Here is a 17,635-nt window from a genome sequence, read left to right as displayed (position 1 = left end):
CAGGAGAGTGGGGATGCCTTTAAAACCCTTAGTAACCGCAGGCGTTGAAAATCTGCTCAACACCTTTCTGTACCGTTCTCCTGCGCTGAAGTCAGCCCGAACGCGTTTACAGGGTAAGGTGCTGCGTGTTGATCTCAAAGGATTTTCAACACCGTTAGTCCTGGTATTTAGCGAGCGCCAGGTCGATGTGCTGGGGGCATGGGAAGGCGAAGCCGATTGCACCGTAATCACATATGCCAGTGTGTTACCGAAATTGCGTGATCGACAGCAACTCACCACGCTTATCCGCAGCGGTGAGCTGGAAGTCCAGGGCGATATCCAGGTAGTACAGAACTTTGTTGCGCTGGCCGATCTGGCGGAGTTGGATCCTGCAGAACTGTTAGCACCCTATACCGGCGATATCGTCGCGGAAGGGGTCAGCAAAGTCTTGCGTGGTGGAGCGAAGTTCCTGTGCCATAACTTTCAGCGCCAGCAGCGCTATGTCGCCGAAGCGATCACTGAAGAGTGGCGCATGGCTCCTGGTCCACTAGAGGTTGCATGGTTTGCTGAAGAAACGGCAGCCGTTGAGCGCGCGGTTGAATCTCTGGCCAAACGGCTGGAAAAACTGGAGGCCAAATGACGCCAGGTGAAGTACGGCGCCTTTATTTCATCATTCGCACTTTTTTAAGCTACGGTCTTGATGAACTCATCCCCAAAATGCGAATCACGCTGCCGCTTCGGTTGTGGCGTTACTCGTTGTTCTGGATGCCCAACCGACATAAAGACAAACCGCTGGGAGAAAGGCTGAGACTGGCTTTACAGGAACTCGGCCCGGTGTGGATCAAATTTGGGCAAATGCTCTCTACCCGTCGTGACCTTTTCCCTCCGCACATCGCCGATCAGCTTGCGCTATTGCAGGATCGGGTTGCCCCGTTCGATGGGCTTAGAGCGAAAAAACAAATCGAAGAGGCCATGGGCGGGCTGCCCGTTGAGGAATGGTTTGATGATTTTGAAATCACGCCACTGGCATCTGCGTCTGTTGCTCAGGTCCACACTGCGCGATTGAAATCGAATGGCAAAGAGGTGGTGATCAAAGTTATTCGCCCGGACATACTCCCGGTCATCAAAGCGGATTTAAAACTGATCTACCGCCTGGCTCGTTGGGTTCCTCGTCTGCTGCCAGATGGACGTCGCCTGCGACCAACAGAAGTCGTCCGTGAATATGAAAAAACGTTGATCGATGAACTGAATCTGCTGCGCGAATCGGCGAACGCCATTCAGCTACGACGTAATTTTGAAGATAGTCCGATGCTGTACATCCCGGAAGTGTATTCCGACTATTGCAGTCAGAACATGATGGTGATGGAGCGCATTTACGGTATCCCGGTTTCAGATGTCACCACGCTTGAGAAGAACGGCACCAATATGAAACTGTTGGCCGAGCGTGGTGTTCAGGTCTTCTTTACTCAGGTATTCCGCGACAGCTTTTTCCATGCGGATATGCACCCCGGGAACATTTTTGTCAGTTATGAGCACCCTGAAAACCCGAAATACATTGGTATTGATTGTGGGATTGTGGGCTCTTTAAACAAAGAAGATAAGCGCTACCTGGCTGAAAACTTCATTGCGTTCTTTAACCGCGATTACCGCAAAGTTGCTGAACTGCACGTGGATTCTGGTTGGGTTCCGCCGGATACCAATGTAGAAGAGTTTGAATTTGCCATTCGTACCGTGTGCGAGCCGATTTTTGAAAAGCCGCTGGCGGAGATTTCCTTTGGTCACGTGCTGTTGAATCTGTTCAACACTGCGCGCCGCTTCAATATGGAAGTTCAGCCTCAACTGGTATTGCTCCAGAAGACGCTACTGTACGTTGAAGGTGTCGGACGACAACTCTACCCTCAGTTAGATTTGTGGAAAACGGCTAAGCCATTCCTCGAATCCTGGATTAAAGATCAGGTCGGTATTCCGGCGCTCGTTAGGGCATTTAAAGAAAAAGCACCGTTCTGGGTCGAAAAAATGCCAGAAATACCTGAACTGGTGTATGACAGTTTGCGCCAGGGCAAATATTTACAGCACAGTGTTGATAAGATTGCCCGCGAGCTTCACGCGAATCATGTACGCCAGGGACAATCCCGTTATTTATTGGGCATTGGCGCAACATTGTTGCTAAGTGGAACATTCCTGCTGGTAAGCCGCCCTGAGTGGAGGCTTATGCCGGGCTGGTTAATGGCGGGAGGCGTCATAGCCTGGTTGATCGGCTGGCGCAAAATGCGCTGAATTTTTCATCGCCCAAGGCAGGTCGTGTAACGTATACTACGGCCTTATTAATTCATCATCTATGACAGAGGAACATGTATGGGTGGTATCAGTATTTGGCAGTTGTTGATCATTGCCGTCATCGTTGTACTGCTATTTGGCACCAAGAAACTCGGCTCCATCGGTTCCGATCTTGGCGCGTCGATCAAAGGCTTCAAAAAAGCGATGGGTGATGATGAGCCTAAGCAAGATAAAACCAGCCAGGACGCTGATTTTACTGCTAAATCCATCACCGATAAGCAGGGTGAAGTGAAAAAGGAAGACGCCAAAAGCCAAGATAAAGAGCAGGTATAATCCGTGTTTGATATCGGTTTTAGCGAACTGTTATTGGTGTTCGTGATCGGCCTCATTGTTCTGGGGCCGCAACGATTACCTGTAGCGGTAAAAACGGTTGCTGGCTGGGTTCGCGCTTTGCGTTCCCTTGCAACTACTGTTCAGAATGAACTGACCCAGGAGCTTAAGCTTCAGGAGTTTCAGGACAGCCTGAAGAAAGTAGAGAAAGCAAGCCTGACAAATCTGACCCCGGAGCTGAAAGCGTCAATGGATGAGCTGCGTGAAGCGGCGGAATCGATGAAGCGTTCTTACAGCGTGCACGATCCTGAGAAAGCGAGCGATGAAGCGCACACTATCCATAATCCGGTGGTGAAAGAAGGTGAAGCGCAGCGAGAAGGGGTAACCCCTGCCGCCGCTGAAAACCAGGCCAGTTCGCCGGAGCAAAAACCGGAATCCACGGGTGCTAAAACGCCAGAGCAGACGGAAAACACTTCCGCCACGTTGATGGATGCAGAAAAGAAAGCTGCCGCACCTGTTGTCGAATCCTCCCCCTCGTCGAGTGATAAACCGTAAACATGGCTGTAGAAGATACCCAACCGCTCATTACGCATCTTATCGAGCTGCGTAAGCGACTCCTGAACTGCATTATTGCGGTTATCGTGATCTTTCTGGCGTTGGTTTACTTTGCCAACGACATTTACCATATGGTTGCGGCACCGCTGATTAAACAGATGCCGCAGGGTGCAACGATGATCGCCACCGATGTGGCCTCACCGTTCTTTACCCCTATAAAGTTAACCTTCATGGTGTCGCTGATCCTGTCAGCGCCAGTGATCCTCTACCAGGTATGGGCATTTATTGCGCCTGCTTTGTACAAACATGAACGTCGCCTGGTTGTGCCGCTGCTGGTCTCCAGCTCGTTGTTGTTCTACATCGGCATGGCATTCGCCTATTTTGTCGTCTTCCCGTTGGCGTTTGGTTTTCTGGCTAACACGGCTCCGCAAGGCGTGCAGGTATCGACGGACATTGCCAGCTATCTCAGCTTCGTAATGGCGCTATTTATGGCTTTCGGTGTCTCTTTTGAGGTCCCTGTCGCCATTGTGCTGCTATGCTGGATGGGCATTACGACACCTGAAGATTTACGTAAGAAACGACCTTACGTTGTGGTGGGGGCATTCGTCGTCGGGATGTTACTGACCCCGCCAGATGTCTTCTCGCAAACGTTGTTGGCGATACCGATGTACTGCCTGTTTGAAGTGGGCGTTTTCTTCTCTCGTTTCTATGTCGGTAAGCGACGTACGCGAGATGAGGACAACGAGGCTGAAGAAGCAAAAGAAGCCGAAGCCACCGAGAAAACAGAAGAGTAAATTCAACCGCCCGTCAGGGCGGTTGTCATATGGGAGGTAGCATGTTTGATATTGGCGTTAATTTAACCAGTTCACAATTTGCGAAAGACAGGGATGATGTTGTGGCGCGCGCCTTTGCTGCGGGCGTAAACGGTATGCTTCTGACCGGAACAAACCTGCACGAAAGCCAGCAGGCGCTGAAGTTGGCGCAACATTATCCGCATTGCTGGTCCACGGCTGGCGTGCACCCGCATGACAGTAGCCAATGGCAATCCTCAACGGAAGACGAGATTATCGCGCTGGCAAACCAGTCTGAGGTGGTCGCTATTGGCGAGTGCGGTCTGGATTTCAATCGCAATTTCTCCACGCCACAGGAGCAGGAACGTGCTTTTGAGGCACAACTGCACATTGCCGCTGAACTGCAGATGCCGGTTTTCATGCATTGTCGGGATGCCCATGAGCGTTTTCTGACGTTGCTGGAGCCGTGGCTGGATAGTCTCCCGGGCGCGGTGCTGCACTGTTTTACCGGAACGCGGCAGGAGATGCAGGACTGTGTGGACCGAGGGCTTTATATTGGTATTACCGGCTGGGTCTGTGATGAGCGTCGGGGGATGGAACTGCGGGAACTGCTGCCGTTTATTCCGGTAGAAAGACTACTGATCGAAACCGATGCGCCTTACCTACTTCCTCGCGACTTAACGCCTAAACCGACGTCACGGCGCAATGAACCGGCGCACCTGCCACATATTCTTGAGCGTATTGCCCACTGGCGCGGAGAAGATCCTCAATGGCTGTCAGCAACCATTGATGCTAACGTCCGAACGTTGTTTGAAGTGACCTTCTAAACGGCTTAAATTTTTCTAAAACCGGTATTTTTCACGCTCTGCTTAACTTCTTTATTCAACAGGTTAAGCAGTAGCATGGAACGCGCTTCGCCATCCGGTTCGGTGAAGATCGCTTTTAGCCCCTCAAATGCCCCTTCAGTAATAATCACGCTGTCCCCTGGCTGAGGAGTTTGCGGGTCCACAATACCTTCAGGCTTGTAGATAGAAAGCTGGTGAATAACGGGAGAAGGGACGGTCGCAGGCGTCGCGCCAAAACGGACGAAATGGCTGACACCACGCGTGGCATTGATAGTGGTGGTGTGGATCACTTCCGGGTCGAACTCGACAAACATGTAATTAGGGAATAGTGGTTCACTGACTGTGGTACGTTTACCGCGCACTATTTTTTCCAGGGTGATCATAGGCGTCAGGCAGTTCACCGCCTGTCTTTCCAGGTGTTCCTGGGCTCTCTGAAGTTGCCCACGTTTGCAGTACAGTAAATACCAGGATTGCATAATAACTCTTATCCGCTTGTTCTGAGCGCAAGCATAGCAAAAGCCATGCGTTAAGTTAATTATACCCACCTCAACGCAGGCTGAAACCCAATGGGTATATACGCCCGGGGCTTATATGTATCGCCAGAGTTCACGCTAATTTAACAAAAATACAGCATCACAATGATGAACGCCGTATAATGAAGCGCTTACGAAGAGGCCACAATGGACGCCATGAAATATCACGATTTACGCGACTTCCTGACGCTGCTTGAACAGCAGGGTGAGCTCAAACGCATTTCGCTTGAGGTGGATCCCCACCTGGAAATTACTGAAATTGCCGATCGCACTCTGCGTGCCGGTGGGCCTGCGTTACTGTTTGAGAATCCGAAAGGCTATTCAATGCCGGTGCTGTGTAACCTGTTTGGCACACCAAAGCGTGTTGCGATGGGGATGGGACAAGAAGATGTCTCGGCGCTACGAGAAGTCGGTAAACTGTTGGCGTTTTTGAAAGAGCCAGAGCCACCGAAAGGATTCCGCGATCTGTTTGATAAGCTGCCGCAGTTTAAGCAGGTGTTGAACATGCCGACTAAGCGGTTGCGCGGTGCACCTTGTCAGCAAAAAATCTACTCAGGCGATGACGTTGATTTAAACCGCATTCCGATTATGACCTGCTGGCCGGAAGATGCCGCGCCGCTGATTACCTGGGGGCTCACCGTAACGCGTGGTCCGCATAAAGAGCGGCAGAATCTGGGCATCTATCGTCAGCAGCTGATTGGCAAAAACAAGCTCATTATGCGCTGGCTGTCCCATCGCGGCGGCGCGCTTGATTACCAGGAGTGGTGCGCAGCGCATCCGGGTGAACGCTTCCCGGTTTCTGTGGCGTTAGGAGCAGATCCTGCGACCATTCTGGGGGCCGTGACGCCGGTCCCTGATACATTATCCGAGTACGCATTTGCCGGGCTGTTGCGCGGAACCAAGACCGAAGTGGTTAAATGTATTTCCAACGACCTGGAAGTGCCTGCCAGCGCAGAAATCGTGCTGGAAGGGTACATTGAACCGGGCGAGCTGGCTCCGGAAGGGCCGTATGGTGATCATACCGGCTACTACAACGAAGTAGATAGCTTCCCGGTCTTTACCGTCACGCACATTACCCAGCGTGAAGATGCAATTTATCACTCTACCTATACCGGACGCCCGCCAGATGAACCCGCGGTGCTCGGCGTGGCGCTGAACGAAGTCTTCGTGCCTATTCTGCAAAAGCAGTTCCCGGAAATCGTCGATTTTTATCTACCTCCGGAAGGCTGTTCATATCGCCTGGCCGTCGTGACGATGAAAAAACAGTACGCTGGCCATGCCAAACGCGTCATGATGGGTGTTTGGTCGTTTTTGCGTCAGTTTATGTACACCAAATTTGTTATTGTTTGCGATGATGACGTCAACGCACGCGACTGGAATGATGTGATTTGGGCAATTACTACCCGTATGGACCCGGCCCGGGATACGGTACTGGTAGAGAATACGCCAATTGATTACCTGGACTTTGCCTCGCCGGTTTCCGGCCTTGGTTCAAAAATGGGGCTGGATGCCACAAATAAATGGCCGGGCGAAACCCAACGTGAATGGGGACGTCCGATTAAAAAAGATCCTCAAGTGACTGCGCGCATTGACGCAATTTGGGATGAACTAGCCATCTTTAATGACGGCAAAAGCGCCTGAGGCGCGATCGTTTTGCCTATTGATCCGACAGAGAGAGCGCATGACAACCTTAAGCTGTAAAGTGACCTCGGTAGAAGCTATCACTGACACCGTATATCGCGTTCGTTTAGTGCCAGACGCGGCGTTTTCCTTTCGTGCTGGCCAGTATTTAATGGTCGTGATGGATGAAAGGGATAAGCGTCCGTTCTCCATGGCATCAACGCCGGACGAGCAAGGATTCATTGAGCTGCACGTTGGCGCCTCTGAGCTAAATCTTTACGCCATGGCCGTGATGGACCGTATTCTGAAAGACCGGGAAATCAAGGTCGACATTCCGCATGGCGAAGCCTGGCTGCGTGACGAAGACGAGCGCCCGCTGATCCTGATTGCCGGTGGTACAGGGTTCTCTTACGTGCGTTCTATTCTGCTTACCGCGCTCGCGCGCAACCCAAACCGCGATATCACCATTTACTGGGGCGGTCGCGAGGAGAAGCATCTCTACGATCTCTCCGAGCTGGAAGCGCTGTCTGTGAACCACCCGAATCTGCGCGTTGAGCCAGTGGTGGAACAGCCTGAAGACGGCTGGCGTGGTCGTACGGGAACCGTGTTAACGGCAGTATTGCAGGATTACGGTACCCTGGCGGAGCATGATATCTACATTGCCGGGCGTTTTGAAATGGCCAAAATCGCGCGCGATCTCTTCTGTAATGAGCGCAGTGCGCGTGAAGATCGCCTGTTTGGCGACGCTTTCGCGTTCATTTAAGCGCTGTGCGCCGGAGCCCTTCCGGCGCATTCATCACCAACCTTACTTCTTCTAACAGGGTGCAAGCCCGGTCTCGTTGTTTCTCTTTTTCACCACGTTTTTTAGTAAACATGTTTTTCCTATCTATTAATCACAAAACTTAGCTTTTGTGACAGGTCTCTTTTTGTTTAGTAAACAAAATTGGCAAACTAGACACAATCAAATTGCGAGGCGCAAACGAGGAAGACCATGAGACTCGGACTGGATATTGGCGGGACTAAAATCGAAGCGGTGGTGATTGATAACGCGGGTGAAATTGTTTACCGCGAGCGATGCGCGACACCAAAGCAGAGTTACGGTGATTTTTTCCAGGCCGTGACGGAGATGATTGCTAAGGCCAGACTGGCCGTTAATCAGCCTTTATCGGTTGGCGTTGGGGTGCCAGGCGCGGTGGATAGCGAAGGTTTGATTAAGAATTCGAACATCCTGGTGCTCAATCAACAGGCCTTTGCGCAAGACCTTGAGCGAGCATCAGGAATGCCAGTGCCGGTTACTAATGATGCCAACTGCTTTACCTTGTCGGAAGCGATGGACGGTAGCGGACACGGGTATAGCGTGGTATTTGGCGTGATCCTCGGTACCGGTTGCGGCGGTGGACTATGCATCGATAACCGCTTGATCTCTGGACCTAACGCCTGCGCAGGAGAGTGGGGGCATAATGCATTGCCGCGCTACCACGAATCTCAGGACGGGGCTGGAGTGAGATGCTATTGCGGACAGTTGAACTGTATTGAGAGCTTTATTTCCGGCAGCGGTCTGGAACGCCAGTACCTGAATCACACCGCGCAGCATGTGGGTGTGCCACAAATTATGCAACAGGTAGAATCGGGTGATGCGGATGCCTGCTTTGTATGGGAACGTTATTGCGATCAACTGGCGCGTGCGTTGGCGGGCGTGGTGAATACGCTCGATCCCGATGTTATCGTGCTTGGTGGTGGGGTATCCAATATCGATTTACTGTATTCGGGTTTGCAGGCGCGAGTGGCGCAGTACGTATTTGGTAAGCAGTGCCGCACACCGATCGTTCGGGCCCGTCACGGCGACAGCAGCGGCGTACGCGGTGCGGCCTGGCTGGGGGCGCAACAAGCCATAGTAGAATCAATGAGAGTGAAATGACAAAACCTGTACGTATCAGAGATATTGCCGAAGCTTGTGGTGTTTCAGTTGGTGCAGTTTCCCGCGCCCTAAAAGGGCAGCCGGGGCTGCGTGAAGACACCCGGCTGCGCATTATTTCTGTGGCGCAGCAGCAGGGTTATGATTTTTCCCGTCTGCGCACTGACAAGATCAAACGCGTCCTGTTTTTGCTTCACCGCCAGCACAATATCAGCCGGGCATTGCCGTTTTACTCTCAACTGCTGCTGGGCATAGAAGATAACTGTCGTGACCATGGTATTGCGCTGAGCTTTCTCTCCATTGGCCCAGGCGATGCAGTGAGTGAGCAGGTGCTGCTGCACCAGCCTGATGCACTGATCTGTGCCGGATTTTTTGAGCCTGAATTACTTGGCTTGCTGCAACAGATGAAGCTGCCGTTGGTGCTGGTGGATCTCTGGGCGCCGGGCCTGCCTTGCGTGAATCCGGACAACACCCAGGGCGGTTATCTGGCTACACAACATTTGATTGCACAAGGTCGCAGCCGTATTGCTTTTCTTGCCAGCACGCTTGCGCACTACAGCATCCGTCAGCGCGAGAAGGGTTACCGTCAGGCATTGTATGAGGCCCGTTTGCTGATGCCGCCAGAGTATGAAGCCATTGCGCCGCCGCTGCTGGATACCGAGCAATCTTTGGTGGAGGCGGTGAATGAATTGCTCAGTCTGCCAGAGCCGCCCGACGCTATTTTTGCCTATAACGATGCGGCAGCGCTGGTCGTTCAACGGGTGTGTGCGCAGCAGGGTATACGTATCCCGGAAGATCTTGCGCTGGTTGGGTTTGATGATATCGATGCTGCGGCCTGGTCACATCCACCACTCACCACCATTGCGGTTGATAAACAACAATTGGGGCGTGAAGCGCTGCGTTTATTGCTGGAAGAAAATCAGGAAGAGAATCTGCTGTTGCCGGTGCAGTTAGTGGTACGTGGTAGTTCAGAGAAATAAAAAACCCGCCCCTGACAGGCGGGAAGAACGGCAACTAAATTGTTATACAATGGCATTTGTGTTGTAGGCCGGATAAGACGCATCAGCGTCGCCATCCGGCATAGTCGCCGGGGGCGCTTCGCTTGCCCGGCCTACAATAAGTCACATGCTTTGATTAAACTCGCTCAAATACCGTCGCGATGCCCTGGCCTAAACCGATACACATCGTCGCCAGGCCAAACTGTACGTCTTTGCGTTCCATCAGATTGAGCAGGGTGGTGCTGATACGCGCCCCAGAGCAACCCAACGGATGGCCCAAAGCGATCGCCCCGCCGTTGAGGTTGATCTTCTCATCGATCTGCTCCATCAGCCCCAGATCTTTAATGCACGGCAAGATCTGAGCGGCAAAGGCTTCGTTCATCTCAAACAAACCGATATCGCTGGTGGAGAGTCCCGCTTTTTTCAGCGCTAGTTTTGAGGCCGGAACCGGACCATAACCCATAATTGACGGGTCACAGCCAACAACAGCCATCGAACGGATTCGGGCACGCGGCGTCAGACCCAGCTCACGGGCGCGGCTTTCGCTCATGACCAGCATCGCCGCTGCGCCGTCGGAGAGCGCGGAGGAGGTACCGGCAGTGACCGTTCCGCTAACCGGATCGAACGCCGGGCGCAGGGTGGAGAGCGCTTCAACGGTTGTCTCCGGACGGATAACCTCATCGTAGTTAAACTGCTTCAGTACGCCGTCGGCATCATGGCCGCCGGTCGGGATGATTTCGTTTTTAAATGCGCCAGACTGTGTTGCAGCCCAGGCGCGAGCATGTGAACGTGCGGCGAAAGCATCCTGCATTTCACGGCTGATGCCGTGCATACGAGAGAGCATTTCCGCGGTCAGACCCATCATTCCCGCGGCTTTTGCCACGTTGCGGCTCATGCCCGGGTGGAAATCAACGCCGTGACTCATTGGCACATGGCCCATATGCTCCACGCCGCCAATCAGGCACGCCTGAGCATCGCCGGTCATGATCATGCGTGCCGCATCGTGCAGCGCCTGCATGGACGAACCGCACAGGCGGTTGACCGTGACGGCTGGAACGGAGTGCGGAACTTCCGCCAGCAGCGCGGCGTTACGGGCGATGTTGAAACCCTGCTCCAGCGTTTGCTGCACACAGCCCCAGTAAATATCATCAAGCGCGGATGGCTCCAGCGCAGGATTTCGCGCCAGCAGGCTACGCATTAAGTGTGCGGAGAGATCTTCTGCCCGCACGTGACGAAACGCGCCCCCTTTCGAACGGCCCATCGGGGTACGGATCGCATCAACAATTACAACCTGTTCCATTGTGACTCCTTAAGCCGTTTTCAGGCTGCCAACCGGGCGGGCAGGCTCAACCTGGGGATAATACGGTTCGTTATGGCGCGCCTTATCACGCAGACCAGCCGGAACTTCATACAGCGCTCCGAGGTGCTGATACTGCTGGGCCATATCGAGATACTTCGCGCTGCCGAGCGTATCCAGCCAGCGGAACGCGCCACCATGGAACGGAGGGAAGCCCAGGCCATAAACCAGCGCCATATCGGCCTCTGCCGGGCTGGCGATAATGCCTTCTTCCAGACAACGCACCACTTCGTTGACCATTGGGATCATCATGCGAGCGATAATCTCTTCATCACTGAAGTCGCGTTTCGGCTGGCTGACTTCTGCCAGCAGATCGTCAACGGTGGCATCCTCTTCTTTCTTCGGCTTGCCCTTGTTGTCTTCTTTATAACGCCAGAATCCAAGACCGTTTTTCTGTCCGAAACGGTTCGCATCAAACAGGGCGTCTATCGCGTCGCGATAATCTTTCTGCATACGCTGAGGGAAGCCTGCGGACATCACTGCCTGCGCGTGATGTGCGGTATCAATTCCCACCACGTCCAGCAGATAGGCCGGGCCCATCGGCCAGCCAAACTGTTTTTCCATGACTTTGTCGACTTTGCGGAAATCCGCCCCATCGCGCAGCAGCTGGCTGAAACCGGCAAAATACGGGAACAGCACGCGGTTCACGAAGAAACCGGGGCAGTCGTTGACCACAATTGGGGTTTTGCCCATCTGGCTTGCCCAGGCGACAACTTTGGCGATGGTTTCATCCGAGCTTTTCTCGCCGCGAATGATCTCAACCAGTGGCATGCGGTGTACTGGGTTAAAGAAGTGCATCCCACAGAAGTTTTCCGGGCGCTTGAGCGCGCTGGCCAGCTCGTTGATTGGGATGGTGGAGGTATTTGAAGCCAGTACGGTGTCCGGGCGTACCTGATCTTCGGTTTCTGCCAGTACCGCTTTTTTCACTTTCGGGTTTTCCACGACAGCTTCAACCACCACGTCCACACGCTCAAAACCGCTATAGTCGAGGGTTGGATGAATAGTGGAAATCACGCCCGCCATTTTCAGACCGTCAATTTTGCCGCGCTCAAGCTGTTTGTTCAGCAGCTTGGCCGCTTCGGTCATGCCCAGCGTTAATGATTTGTCATTGATATCTTTCATGACAACCGGCACGCCTTTCCAGGCTGACTGGTAAGCGATGCCGCCGCCCATAATGCCCGCGCCCAGCACCGCAGCTTGCTTCGGTGCTTCAATATTTTTGGTGAGTTTTTTGGCTTTGGCTTTGACGAACTGATCGTTAAGGAAGATCCCAACCAGCGCGCGAGCTTCACTGGTGTGCGCCAGTGGAACAAAGCTTTTATTTTCCAGATTCAGCGCTTCTTCACGGCCAAAACGGGCCGCTGCTTCAATGGTTTTTACCGCGGTAATCGGCGCGGGATAATGCTTCCCTGCCGTCTGTGCCACCATGCCTTTAGCGATGGTAAAGCTCATAGCCGCTTCAATTTTGCTGAGTTTCAACGGCTCCAGCTTCGGCTGACGTTTGGCCTTCCAGTCGAGGTCGCCGTTAATCGCCTGACGTAATACCGCTATCGCGCCATCAAGCAGTTTGTCTTGCTTCACTACGCCATCGACCAGGCCGATTTTTAGCGCCTGCTCAGCACCAACATCCTTACCTGCCGCAATAATTTCCAGCGCGCTGTCCGCACCCAGCATACGTGGCATACGCACAGAGCCGCCAAAGCCCGGCATAATGCCCAGCTTGGTTTCCGGCAGGCCAATGCGCAGGTCCGGCGTTGCCAGACGATAATCGGTTGCCAGAACACACTCGCAGCCGCCACCCAGCGCGTAGCCGTTTACCGCTGAAAGGGTCGGAACAGGCAGATCTTCGAGGCGATTAAAGACGCTGTTGGCAAAATGCAGCCACTGGCTCAGTTGTTCTTCAGGCACGAGGAACAGTGAAAGGAATTCGGTGATATCGGCACCAACAATAAAGGCTGATTTGTTAGAACGCAGCAGCAGTCCTTTTAAATTCGGTTGTTTTTCCAGCACATCAAGCGCATGGCCCAGGCTGGCAACGGTGGCCGTGTCGAGTTTATTGACCGAACCAGGGGCATCGAACACCAGTTCGGCGATGCCATCTTCTAGCCAGTCGAGGTACAGGGTGTCGCCTTTGTAAAGCATGTCAGTCTCCTGAATCCGCAAGGTGATCTGGTCATACCAGATGAATCGAAGTGTGTGTTTTATGTTAATAAAATGCAAATAAATGATTAAAGAAATGACGATTCGATCACGCTCGGCAGAAATCACGCACTCACAAAGCGATGTGCTAAGATGCGGAGACTTGAGGTCAAAAAACAGAAGGATAGAAAATGGAATCGCTGGCCGCACTCTATAAAAATCATATCGTTACCTTACAGGAACGGACGCGCGACGCGCTGGAACGCTTCAAACTGGATGCGTTACTGATTCACTCTGGCGAACTTGTTAACGTCTTTCTCGACGATCATCCATATCCGTTTAAGGTCAATCCACAATTTAAAGCCTGGGTGCCTGTAACACAGGTTCCTAACTGCTGGTTGCTGGTGGATGGCGTAAACAAGCCGAAACTGTGGTTCTACCTGCCGGTCGATTACTGGCACAACGTTGAGCCGCTACCAACCTCTTTCTGGACGGAAGAAATCGAGATCATCGCGCTGCCGAAAGCGGATGGTATCGGTAGCCAACTGCCTGCTGCTCGCGGCAATATCGGTTACATCGGCCCGGTTCCGGAACGTGCGCTGCAACTGGACATCGCGGCCAGCAACATCAACCCGAAAGGGGTGATCGACTACCTGCATTATTACCGCGCCTATAAAACGGAATACGAACTGGCCTGTATGCGCGAAGCGCAGAAAATGGCGGTAAATGGACACCGTGCCGCAGAAGAAGCGTTCCGTTCCGGAATGAGCGAGTTTGACATCAACCTCGCTTACCTGACTGCCACCGGTCACCGCGACACCGACGTGCCATACAGCAACATCGTGGCGCTTAACGAGCATGCTTCGGTTCTTCATTACACCAAGCTGGATCATCAGGCACCGTCTGAAATCCGCAGCTTCCTGCTCGATGCTGGTGCGGAATACAACGGTTATGCGGCAGATCTGACGCGTACCTGGTCGGCGAAAAGCGACAATGACTATGCGCATCTGGTGAAAGACGTTAACGACGAAGAGCTGGCGCTGATTGCCACCATGAAAGCAGGCACCAGCTACGTGGATTATCACATTCAGTTCCATCAGCGCATCGCGAAGCTGCTGCGTAAGCATCAAATCATCACCGATATGAGTGAAGAGGCGATGGTGGAAAACGATCTTACCGGGCCGTTTATGCCGCACGGTATCGGTCACCCGCTGGGTCTGCAGGTACATGATGTCGCTGGCTTTATGCAGGACGACAGCGGTACTCATCTGGCCGCACCGTCGAAATATCCTTACCTGCGTTGCACCCGCGTACTGCAACCGGGCATGGTTCTGACCATCGAACCGGGCATTTACTTCATTGAATCTCTGCTGGCGCCGTGGCGTGAAGGGCAGTTCAGCAAGCACTTCAACTGGCAGAAAATTGAAGCACTGAAACCGTTCGGCGGTATTCGTATTGAAGACAACGTGGTGGTCCACGAAAACAATATCGAAAACATGACGCGGGATTTGAAACTGGCGTAATGGACAGTTGGTTAATCCCTGCGGCGCCGGTTAGCGTCGTCGAAGAGATCAAAAAAAGCCGCTTCATTACGCTGCTCGCCCATACGGACGGCGTAGAAGCGGCAAAGGCGTTTGTTGAGTCAGTCAAAGCGGAACACCCGGACGCCCGCCACCATTGTGTGGCGTGGGTGGCGGGTGCGCCCAATGACTCGCAGCAGCTAGGGTTTTCAGACGATGGCGAACCGGCGGGTACGGCAGGTAAACCGATGCTCGCGCAGCTGATGGGGAGCGGTGTCGGCGAGATTACCGCTGTAGTCGTGCGCTACTACGGCGGTATCCTTCTCGGTACTGGAGGGTTGGTAAAAGCCTACGGTGGTGGTGTGAATCAGGCGTTGCGCCAGTTAACGACACAGCGCAAGACGCCATTAACCGAATATACTTTGCAGTGTGAGTACGGTCAGCTGGCAGGCATTGAAGCCTTGCTGGGGCAGTTTGACGGTAAAGTCGTTGCCAGTGATTACCAGGCTTTTGTTCGGCTCAGGGTGGCGCTTCCTTTTGCCAAAGTGGATGAGTTTTCGGCAAAACTGGCGGATTTTAGTCGTGGTTCATTGCAATTGTTAGCGATTGAAGAATAATCCCCACCTCATTTTAAAGAACTAAGGAAGCGGCAGAGATGCATTTTCGCGCCATCACCCGAATCGTTGGACTACTGGTCATCTTATTCTCGGGGACAATGATTATCCCCGGACTGGTAGCGCTCATCTACCGCGATGGGGCTGGGCGTGCATTCACCCAAACTTTCTTCGTTGCTCTGGCGATCGGCTCCATGCTGTGGTGGCCAAACCGTAAAGAGAAGGGTGAGCTGAAATCGCGTGAAGGATTTCTGATTGTCGTTTTGTTCTGGACCGTTCTGGGCAGTGTGGGTGCGCTACCGTTCATCTTTGCTGAAAGCCCTAACCTGACGATAACCGACGCTTTTTTTGAATCCTTTTCCGGATTAACCACTACAGGTGCGACGACGCTGGTGGGGCTGGATTCATTGCCACACGCGATTCTCTTTTATCGCCAGATGCTGCAATGGTTCGGTGGGATGGGGATCATCGTGCTGGCGGTGGCTATCCTGCCTATTCTTGGTGTTGGTGGGATGCAGCTCTATCGTGCAGAAATGCCGGGGCCGCTGAAAGATAATAAAATGCGCCCGCGTATTGCCGAAACGGCGAAAACGCTGTGGCTAATCTATGTATTACTGACGGTGGCGTGCGCGCTGGCGCTATGGTTTGCCGGGATGCCCGCGTTTGACGCCATTGGGCACAGTTTTGCCACAATCGCCATCGGTGGTTTTTCCACACACGATGCCAGCGTGGGGTATTTCGACAGTCCCACGATTAACACCATCATTGCTATCTTCTTGCTGATCTCCGGTTGTAACTATGGTCTGCACTTCTCTTTATTAAGTGGGCGTAGTCTGAAGGTCTACTGGCGGGATCCGGAATTCCGCATGTTTATCGGTGTGCAGTTGACGCTGGTGGCAGTCTGTACGCTGGTGCTATGGATACACAATACCTATGGCTCGGCGCTCACGACGATCAACCAGGCCTTTTTCCAGGTGGTATCGATGGCTACGACCGCCGGATTTACCACGGACAGTATTGCCCGCTGGCCCCTGTTCCTGCCAGTGCTGTTGCTGTGTTCTGCTTTTATCGGCGGCTGTGCCGGGTCGACGGGCGGTGGCTTGAAGGTGATTCGTATCCTGCTGCTGTTTAAGCAGGGTAACCGCGAATTGAAACGACTGGTCCATCCGAATGCGGTTTACAGTATCAAACTGGGTAACCGTGCGTTGCCGGAGCGAATTCTTGAAGCCGTATGGGGATTCTTCTCTGCCTATGCGCTGGTCTTTATTATCAGTATGCTGGCGATTATTGCGACCGGTGTTGATGACTTCTCCGCGTTTGCCTCTGTTGTGGCAACGTTGAATAACCTGGGGCCTGGACTGGGGGTTGTCGCCGACAACTTTGCCAGTATGAACCCTGTGGCGAAGTGGATCCTGATTGCCAATATGCTGTTTGGTCGTCTGGAGGTCTTTACTCTGCTGGTGCTCTTTACCCCTACCTTCTGGCGTGAATAATGGAGTAACACGTGAAAACACTGATTCTTTTTTCTTCCCGGGACGGACAAACGCGTGAAATCGCTGAGTATCTGGCTTCTGAACTCAAAGAGCTGGGCGTTTGGGCAGATGTTGTTAATTTGCATCGTACCGCGGAGCCGGACTGGCAAAATTATGACAGCGTGGTAATTGGCGCCTCGATTCGCTACGGTCATTACCATGCTGCTTTTCAGGAGTTTGTGAAAAAGCATGCCACACGGCTGAATTCGATGCCGAGCGCGTTCTACTCCGTAAACCTGGTTGCCCGTAAACCGGAGAAACGTACGCCGCAAACCAACAGCTATGCGCGTAAGTTCCTGATGAGTTCGCCGTGGCGACCAGACCACAGCGCAGTCATTGCGGGTGCTTTGCTGTATCCACGCTATCGCTGGTATGACCGCGTTATGATCCAACTGATAATGAAGATGTCAGGCGGTGAAACGGATACGAATAAAGAAGTGGTGTATACCGATTGGGAACAGGTTGCGAGATTCGCGCGAGAAATAGCCCAATTAACCAACAAAGCGTTGTTAAAATAAGCGCAAAGAATAAAAAATACGCACTCGGAAGATTATTTTAAATTTCCCCTTGTCAGCCTGAAATAACTCCCTATAATGCGCCTCCACTGACACGGAACAACGGATTACAAGC

17 protein-coding genes are annotated in these 17,635 nt (G+C 52.9%); 14 read left to right on the top strand and 3 right to left on the bottom strand.

Annotated features, from left to right (window positions below; genetic code table 11):
- Positions 1-13: 13 nt before the first annotated feature.
- From ubiJ to tatD, 6 genes are all read left to right on the top strand, one after another.
- Complete coding sequence (gene ubiJ, locus OGY08_RS21890; protein WP_003828918.1) at positions 14-619, top strand: ubiquinone biosynthesis protein UbiJ; 606 nt, start codon at positions 14-16, stop codon at positions 617-619.
- On the top strand, positions 616-2,256 hold the full coding sequence (ubiB, locus tag OGY08_RS21885) for a ubiquinone biosynthesis regulatory protein kinase UbiB (RefSeq protein WP_286566591.1): 1,641 nt from the start codon (positions 616-618) through the stop codon (positions 2,254-2,256). The genes ubiJ and ubiB overlap by 4 nt, the downstream gene beginning before the upstream one ends.
- A gap of 78 nt (positions 2,257-2,334) precedes the next feature.
- Complete coding sequence (tatA, locus tag OGY08_RS21880) at positions 2,335-2,589, top strand: Sec-independent protein translocase subunit TatA (protein ID WP_003017888.1); 255 nt, start codon at positions 2,335-2,337, stop codon at positions 2,587-2,589.
- A 3-nt stretch (positions 2,590-2,592) separates the two neighbouring features.
- On the top strand, positions 2,593-3,141 hold the full coding sequence (tatB, locus tag OGY08_RS21875; protein WP_048227528.1) for a Sec-independent protein translocase protein TatB: 549 nt from the start codon (positions 2,593-2,595) through the stop codon (positions 3,139-3,141).
- Between the two features lie 2 nt (positions 3,142-3,143).
- Complete coding sequence (tatC, locus tag OGY08_RS21870; protein WP_003828911.1) at positions 3,144-3,935, top strand: Sec-independent protein translocase subunit TatC; 792 nt, start codon at positions 3,144-3,146, stop codon at positions 3,933-3,935.
- 41 nt (positions 3,936-3,976) lie between these two features.
- The gene (gene tatD / locus OGY08_RS21865) at positions 3,977-4,759 is read left to right on the top strand and encodes a 3'-5' ssDNA/RNA exonuclease TatD (RefSeq protein ID WP_125363370.1); all 783 of its coding nucleotides are present in this window, start codon (positions 3,977-3,979) and stop codon (positions 4,757-4,759) included.
- A gap of 5 nt (positions 4,760-4,764) precedes the next feature.
- On the opposite strand, the gene rfaH is transcribed toward tatD, so the two are convergent.
- The gene (gene rfaH / locus OGY08_RS21860; protein WP_003017881.1) at positions 4,765-5,253 is read right to left on the bottom strand and encodes a transcription/translation regulatory transformer protein RfaH; all 489 of its coding nucleotides are present in this window, start codon (positions 5,251-5,253) and stop codon (positions 4,765-4,767) included.
- A 204-nt stretch (positions 5,254-5,457) separates the two neighbouring features.
- On the opposite strand from rfaH, the gene ubiD reads away from it, so the two are divergent.
- The 4 genes from ubiD to OGY08_RS21840 all read left to right on the top strand — a co-directional run bounded on the left by ubiD (position 5,458) and on the right by OGY08_RS21840 (position 9,825).
- Positions 5,458-6,951, top strand: coding sequence for a 4-hydroxy-3-polyprenylbenzoate decarboxylase (gene ubiD / locus OGY08_RS21855; RefSeq protein WP_125363371.1), 1,494 nt, complete (start codon positions 5,458-5,460; stop codon positions 6,949-6,951).
- Between the two features lie 40 nt (positions 6,952-6,991).
- A complete protein-coding gene (fre, locus tag OGY08_RS21850) occupies positions 6,992-7,693 on the top strand; it encodes an NAD(P)H-flavin reductase (protein ID WP_003828903.1) in 702 nt (233 codons plus the stop codon).
- A 228-nt stretch (positions 7,694-7,921) separates the two neighbouring features.
- Positions 7,922-8,848 (top strand): ROK family protein, encoded by a 927-nt coding sequence (locus tag OGY08_RS21845; protein WP_125363372.1) that lies wholly within the window; start codon positions 7,922-7,924, stop codon positions 8,846-8,848.
- Positions 8,845-9,825, top strand: a complete 981-nt coding sequence (locus OGY08_RS21840) for a LacI family DNA-binding transcriptional regulator (RefSeq protein ID WP_032945721.1) — start codon at positions 8,845-8,847, stop codon at positions 9,823-9,825. The genes OGY08_RS21845 and OGY08_RS21840 overlap by 4 nt, the downstream gene beginning before the upstream one ends.
- Positions 9,826-9,979: 154 nt before the next feature.
- On the opposite strand, the gene fadA is transcribed toward OGY08_RS21840, so the two are convergent.
- Entirely contained in the window at positions 9,980-11,143 is a 1,164-nt protein-coding gene (gene fadA / locus OGY08_RS21835) for an acetyl-CoA C-acyltransferase FadA (RefSeq protein ID WP_057067477.1), read from the bottom strand.
- 9 nt (positions 11,144-11,152) lie between these two features.
- Positions 11,153-13,342, bottom strand: coding sequence for a fatty acid oxidation complex subunit alpha FadB (fadB, locus tag OGY08_RS21830; protein ID WP_125363373.1), 2,190 nt, complete (start codon positions 13,340-13,342; stop codon positions 11,153-11,155).
- Positions 13,343-13,530: 188 nt separating this feature from the next.
- Between fadB and pepQ the strand changes: the two genes are divergently transcribed.
- The 4 genes from pepQ to hemG are packed head-to-tail and all read left to right on the top strand — an operon-like array spanning position 13,531 to position 17,523.
- Positions 13,531-14,862 carry a Xaa-Pro dipeptidase gene (gene pepQ / locus OGY08_RS21825; RefSeq protein ID WP_103285947.1) on the top strand — a complete coding sequence of 444 codons (1,332 nt, stop codon included), beginning with the start codon at positions 13,531-13,533 and terminating at the stop codon, positions 14,860-14,862.
- Positions 14,862-15,476: an IMPACT family protein gene (locus OGY08_RS21820; protein ID WP_003017851.1), complete on the top strand. Its 615-nt coding sequence runs from the start codon at positions 14,862-14,864 to the stop codon at positions 15,474-15,476. The genes pepQ and OGY08_RS21820 overlap by 1 nt, the downstream gene beginning before the upstream one ends.
- 38 nt (positions 15,477-15,514) lie before the next feature.
- Positions 15,515-16,966 (top strand): Trk system potassium transporter TrkH, encoded by a 1,452-nt coding sequence (gene trkH / locus OGY08_RS21815; protein ID WP_003017848.1) that lies wholly within the window; start codon positions 15,515-15,517, stop codon positions 16,964-16,966.
- Positions 16,967-16,977: 11 nt separating this feature from the next.
- The gene (hemG, locus tag OGY08_RS21810) at positions 16,978-17,523 is read left to right on the top strand and encodes a menaquinone-dependent protoporphyrinogen IX dehydrogenase (protein WP_032945724.1); all 546 of its coding nucleotides are present in this window, start codon (positions 16,978-16,980) and stop codon (positions 17,521-17,523) included.
- Positions 17,524-17,635 lie beyond the last annotated feature (112 nt).

The organism is Citrobacter sp. Cpo069, from assembly GCF_030332785.1.
GTDB lineage: Bacteria > Pseudomonadota > Gammaproteobacteria > Enterobacterales > Enterobacteriaceae > Citrobacter > Citrobacter portucalensis.
This window is presented reverse-complemented; position numbering and strand designations above follow the sequence as displayed.

Bases quoted from the DNA above. Each gene is read 5' to 3' on its own strand.
- ubiJ (WP_003828918.1), top strand. From the start codon at position 14: ATGCCTTTAAAACCCTTAGTAACCGCAGGCGTTGAAAATCTGCTCAAC.
- ubiB (WP_286566591.1), top strand. From the start codon at position 616: ATGACGCCAGGTGAAGTACGGCGCCTTTATTTCATCATTCGCACTTTT.
- tatA (WP_003017888.1), top strand. From the start codon at position 2,335: ATGGGTGGTATCAGTATTTGGCAGTTGTTGATCATTGCCGTCATCGTT.
- tatC (WP_003828911.1), top strand. From the start codon at position 3,144: ATGGCTGTAGAAGATACCCAACCGCTCATTACGCATCTTATCGAGCTG.
- tatD (WP_125363370.1), top strand. From the start codon at position 3,977: ATGTTTGATATTGGCGTTAATTTAACCAGTTCACAATTTGCGAAAGAC.
- rfaH (WP_003017881.1), bottom strand. From the start codon at position 5,253: ATGCAATCCTGGTATTTACTGTACTGCAAACGTGGGCAACTTCAGAGA.
- ubiD (WP_125363371.1), top strand. From the start codon at position 5,458: ATGGACGCCATGAAATATCACGATTTACGCGACTTCCTGACGCTGCTT.
- fre (WP_003828903.1), top strand. From the start codon at position 6,992: ATGACAACCTTAAGCTGTAAAGTGACCTCGGTAGAAGCTATCACTGAC.
- OGY08_RS21845 (WP_125363372.1), top strand. From the start codon at position 7,922: ATGAGACTCGGACTGGATATTGGCGGGACTAAAATCGAAGCGGTGGTG.
- OGY08_RS21840 (WP_032945721.1), top strand. From the start codon at position 8,845: ATGACAAAACCTGTACGTATCAGAGATATTGCCGAAGCTTGTGGTGTT.
- fadA (WP_057067477.1), bottom strand. From the start codon at position 11,143: ATGGAACAGGTTGTAATTGTTGATGCGATCCGTACCCCGATGGGCCGT.
- fadB (WP_125363373.1), bottom strand. From the start codon at position 13,342: ATGCTTTACAAAGGCGACACCCTGTACCTCGACTGGCTAGAAGATGGC.
- pepQ (WP_103285947.1), top strand. From the start codon at position 13,531: ATGGAATCGCTGGCCGCACTCTATAAAAATCATATCGTTACCTTACAG.
- OGY08_RS21820 (WP_003017851.1), top strand. From the start codon at position 14,862: ATGGACAGTTGGTTAATCCCTGCGGCGCCGGTTAGCGTCGTCGAAGAG.
- trkH (WP_003017848.1), top strand. From the start codon at position 15,515: ATGCATTTTCGCGCCATCACCCGAATCGTTGGACTACTGGTCATCTTA.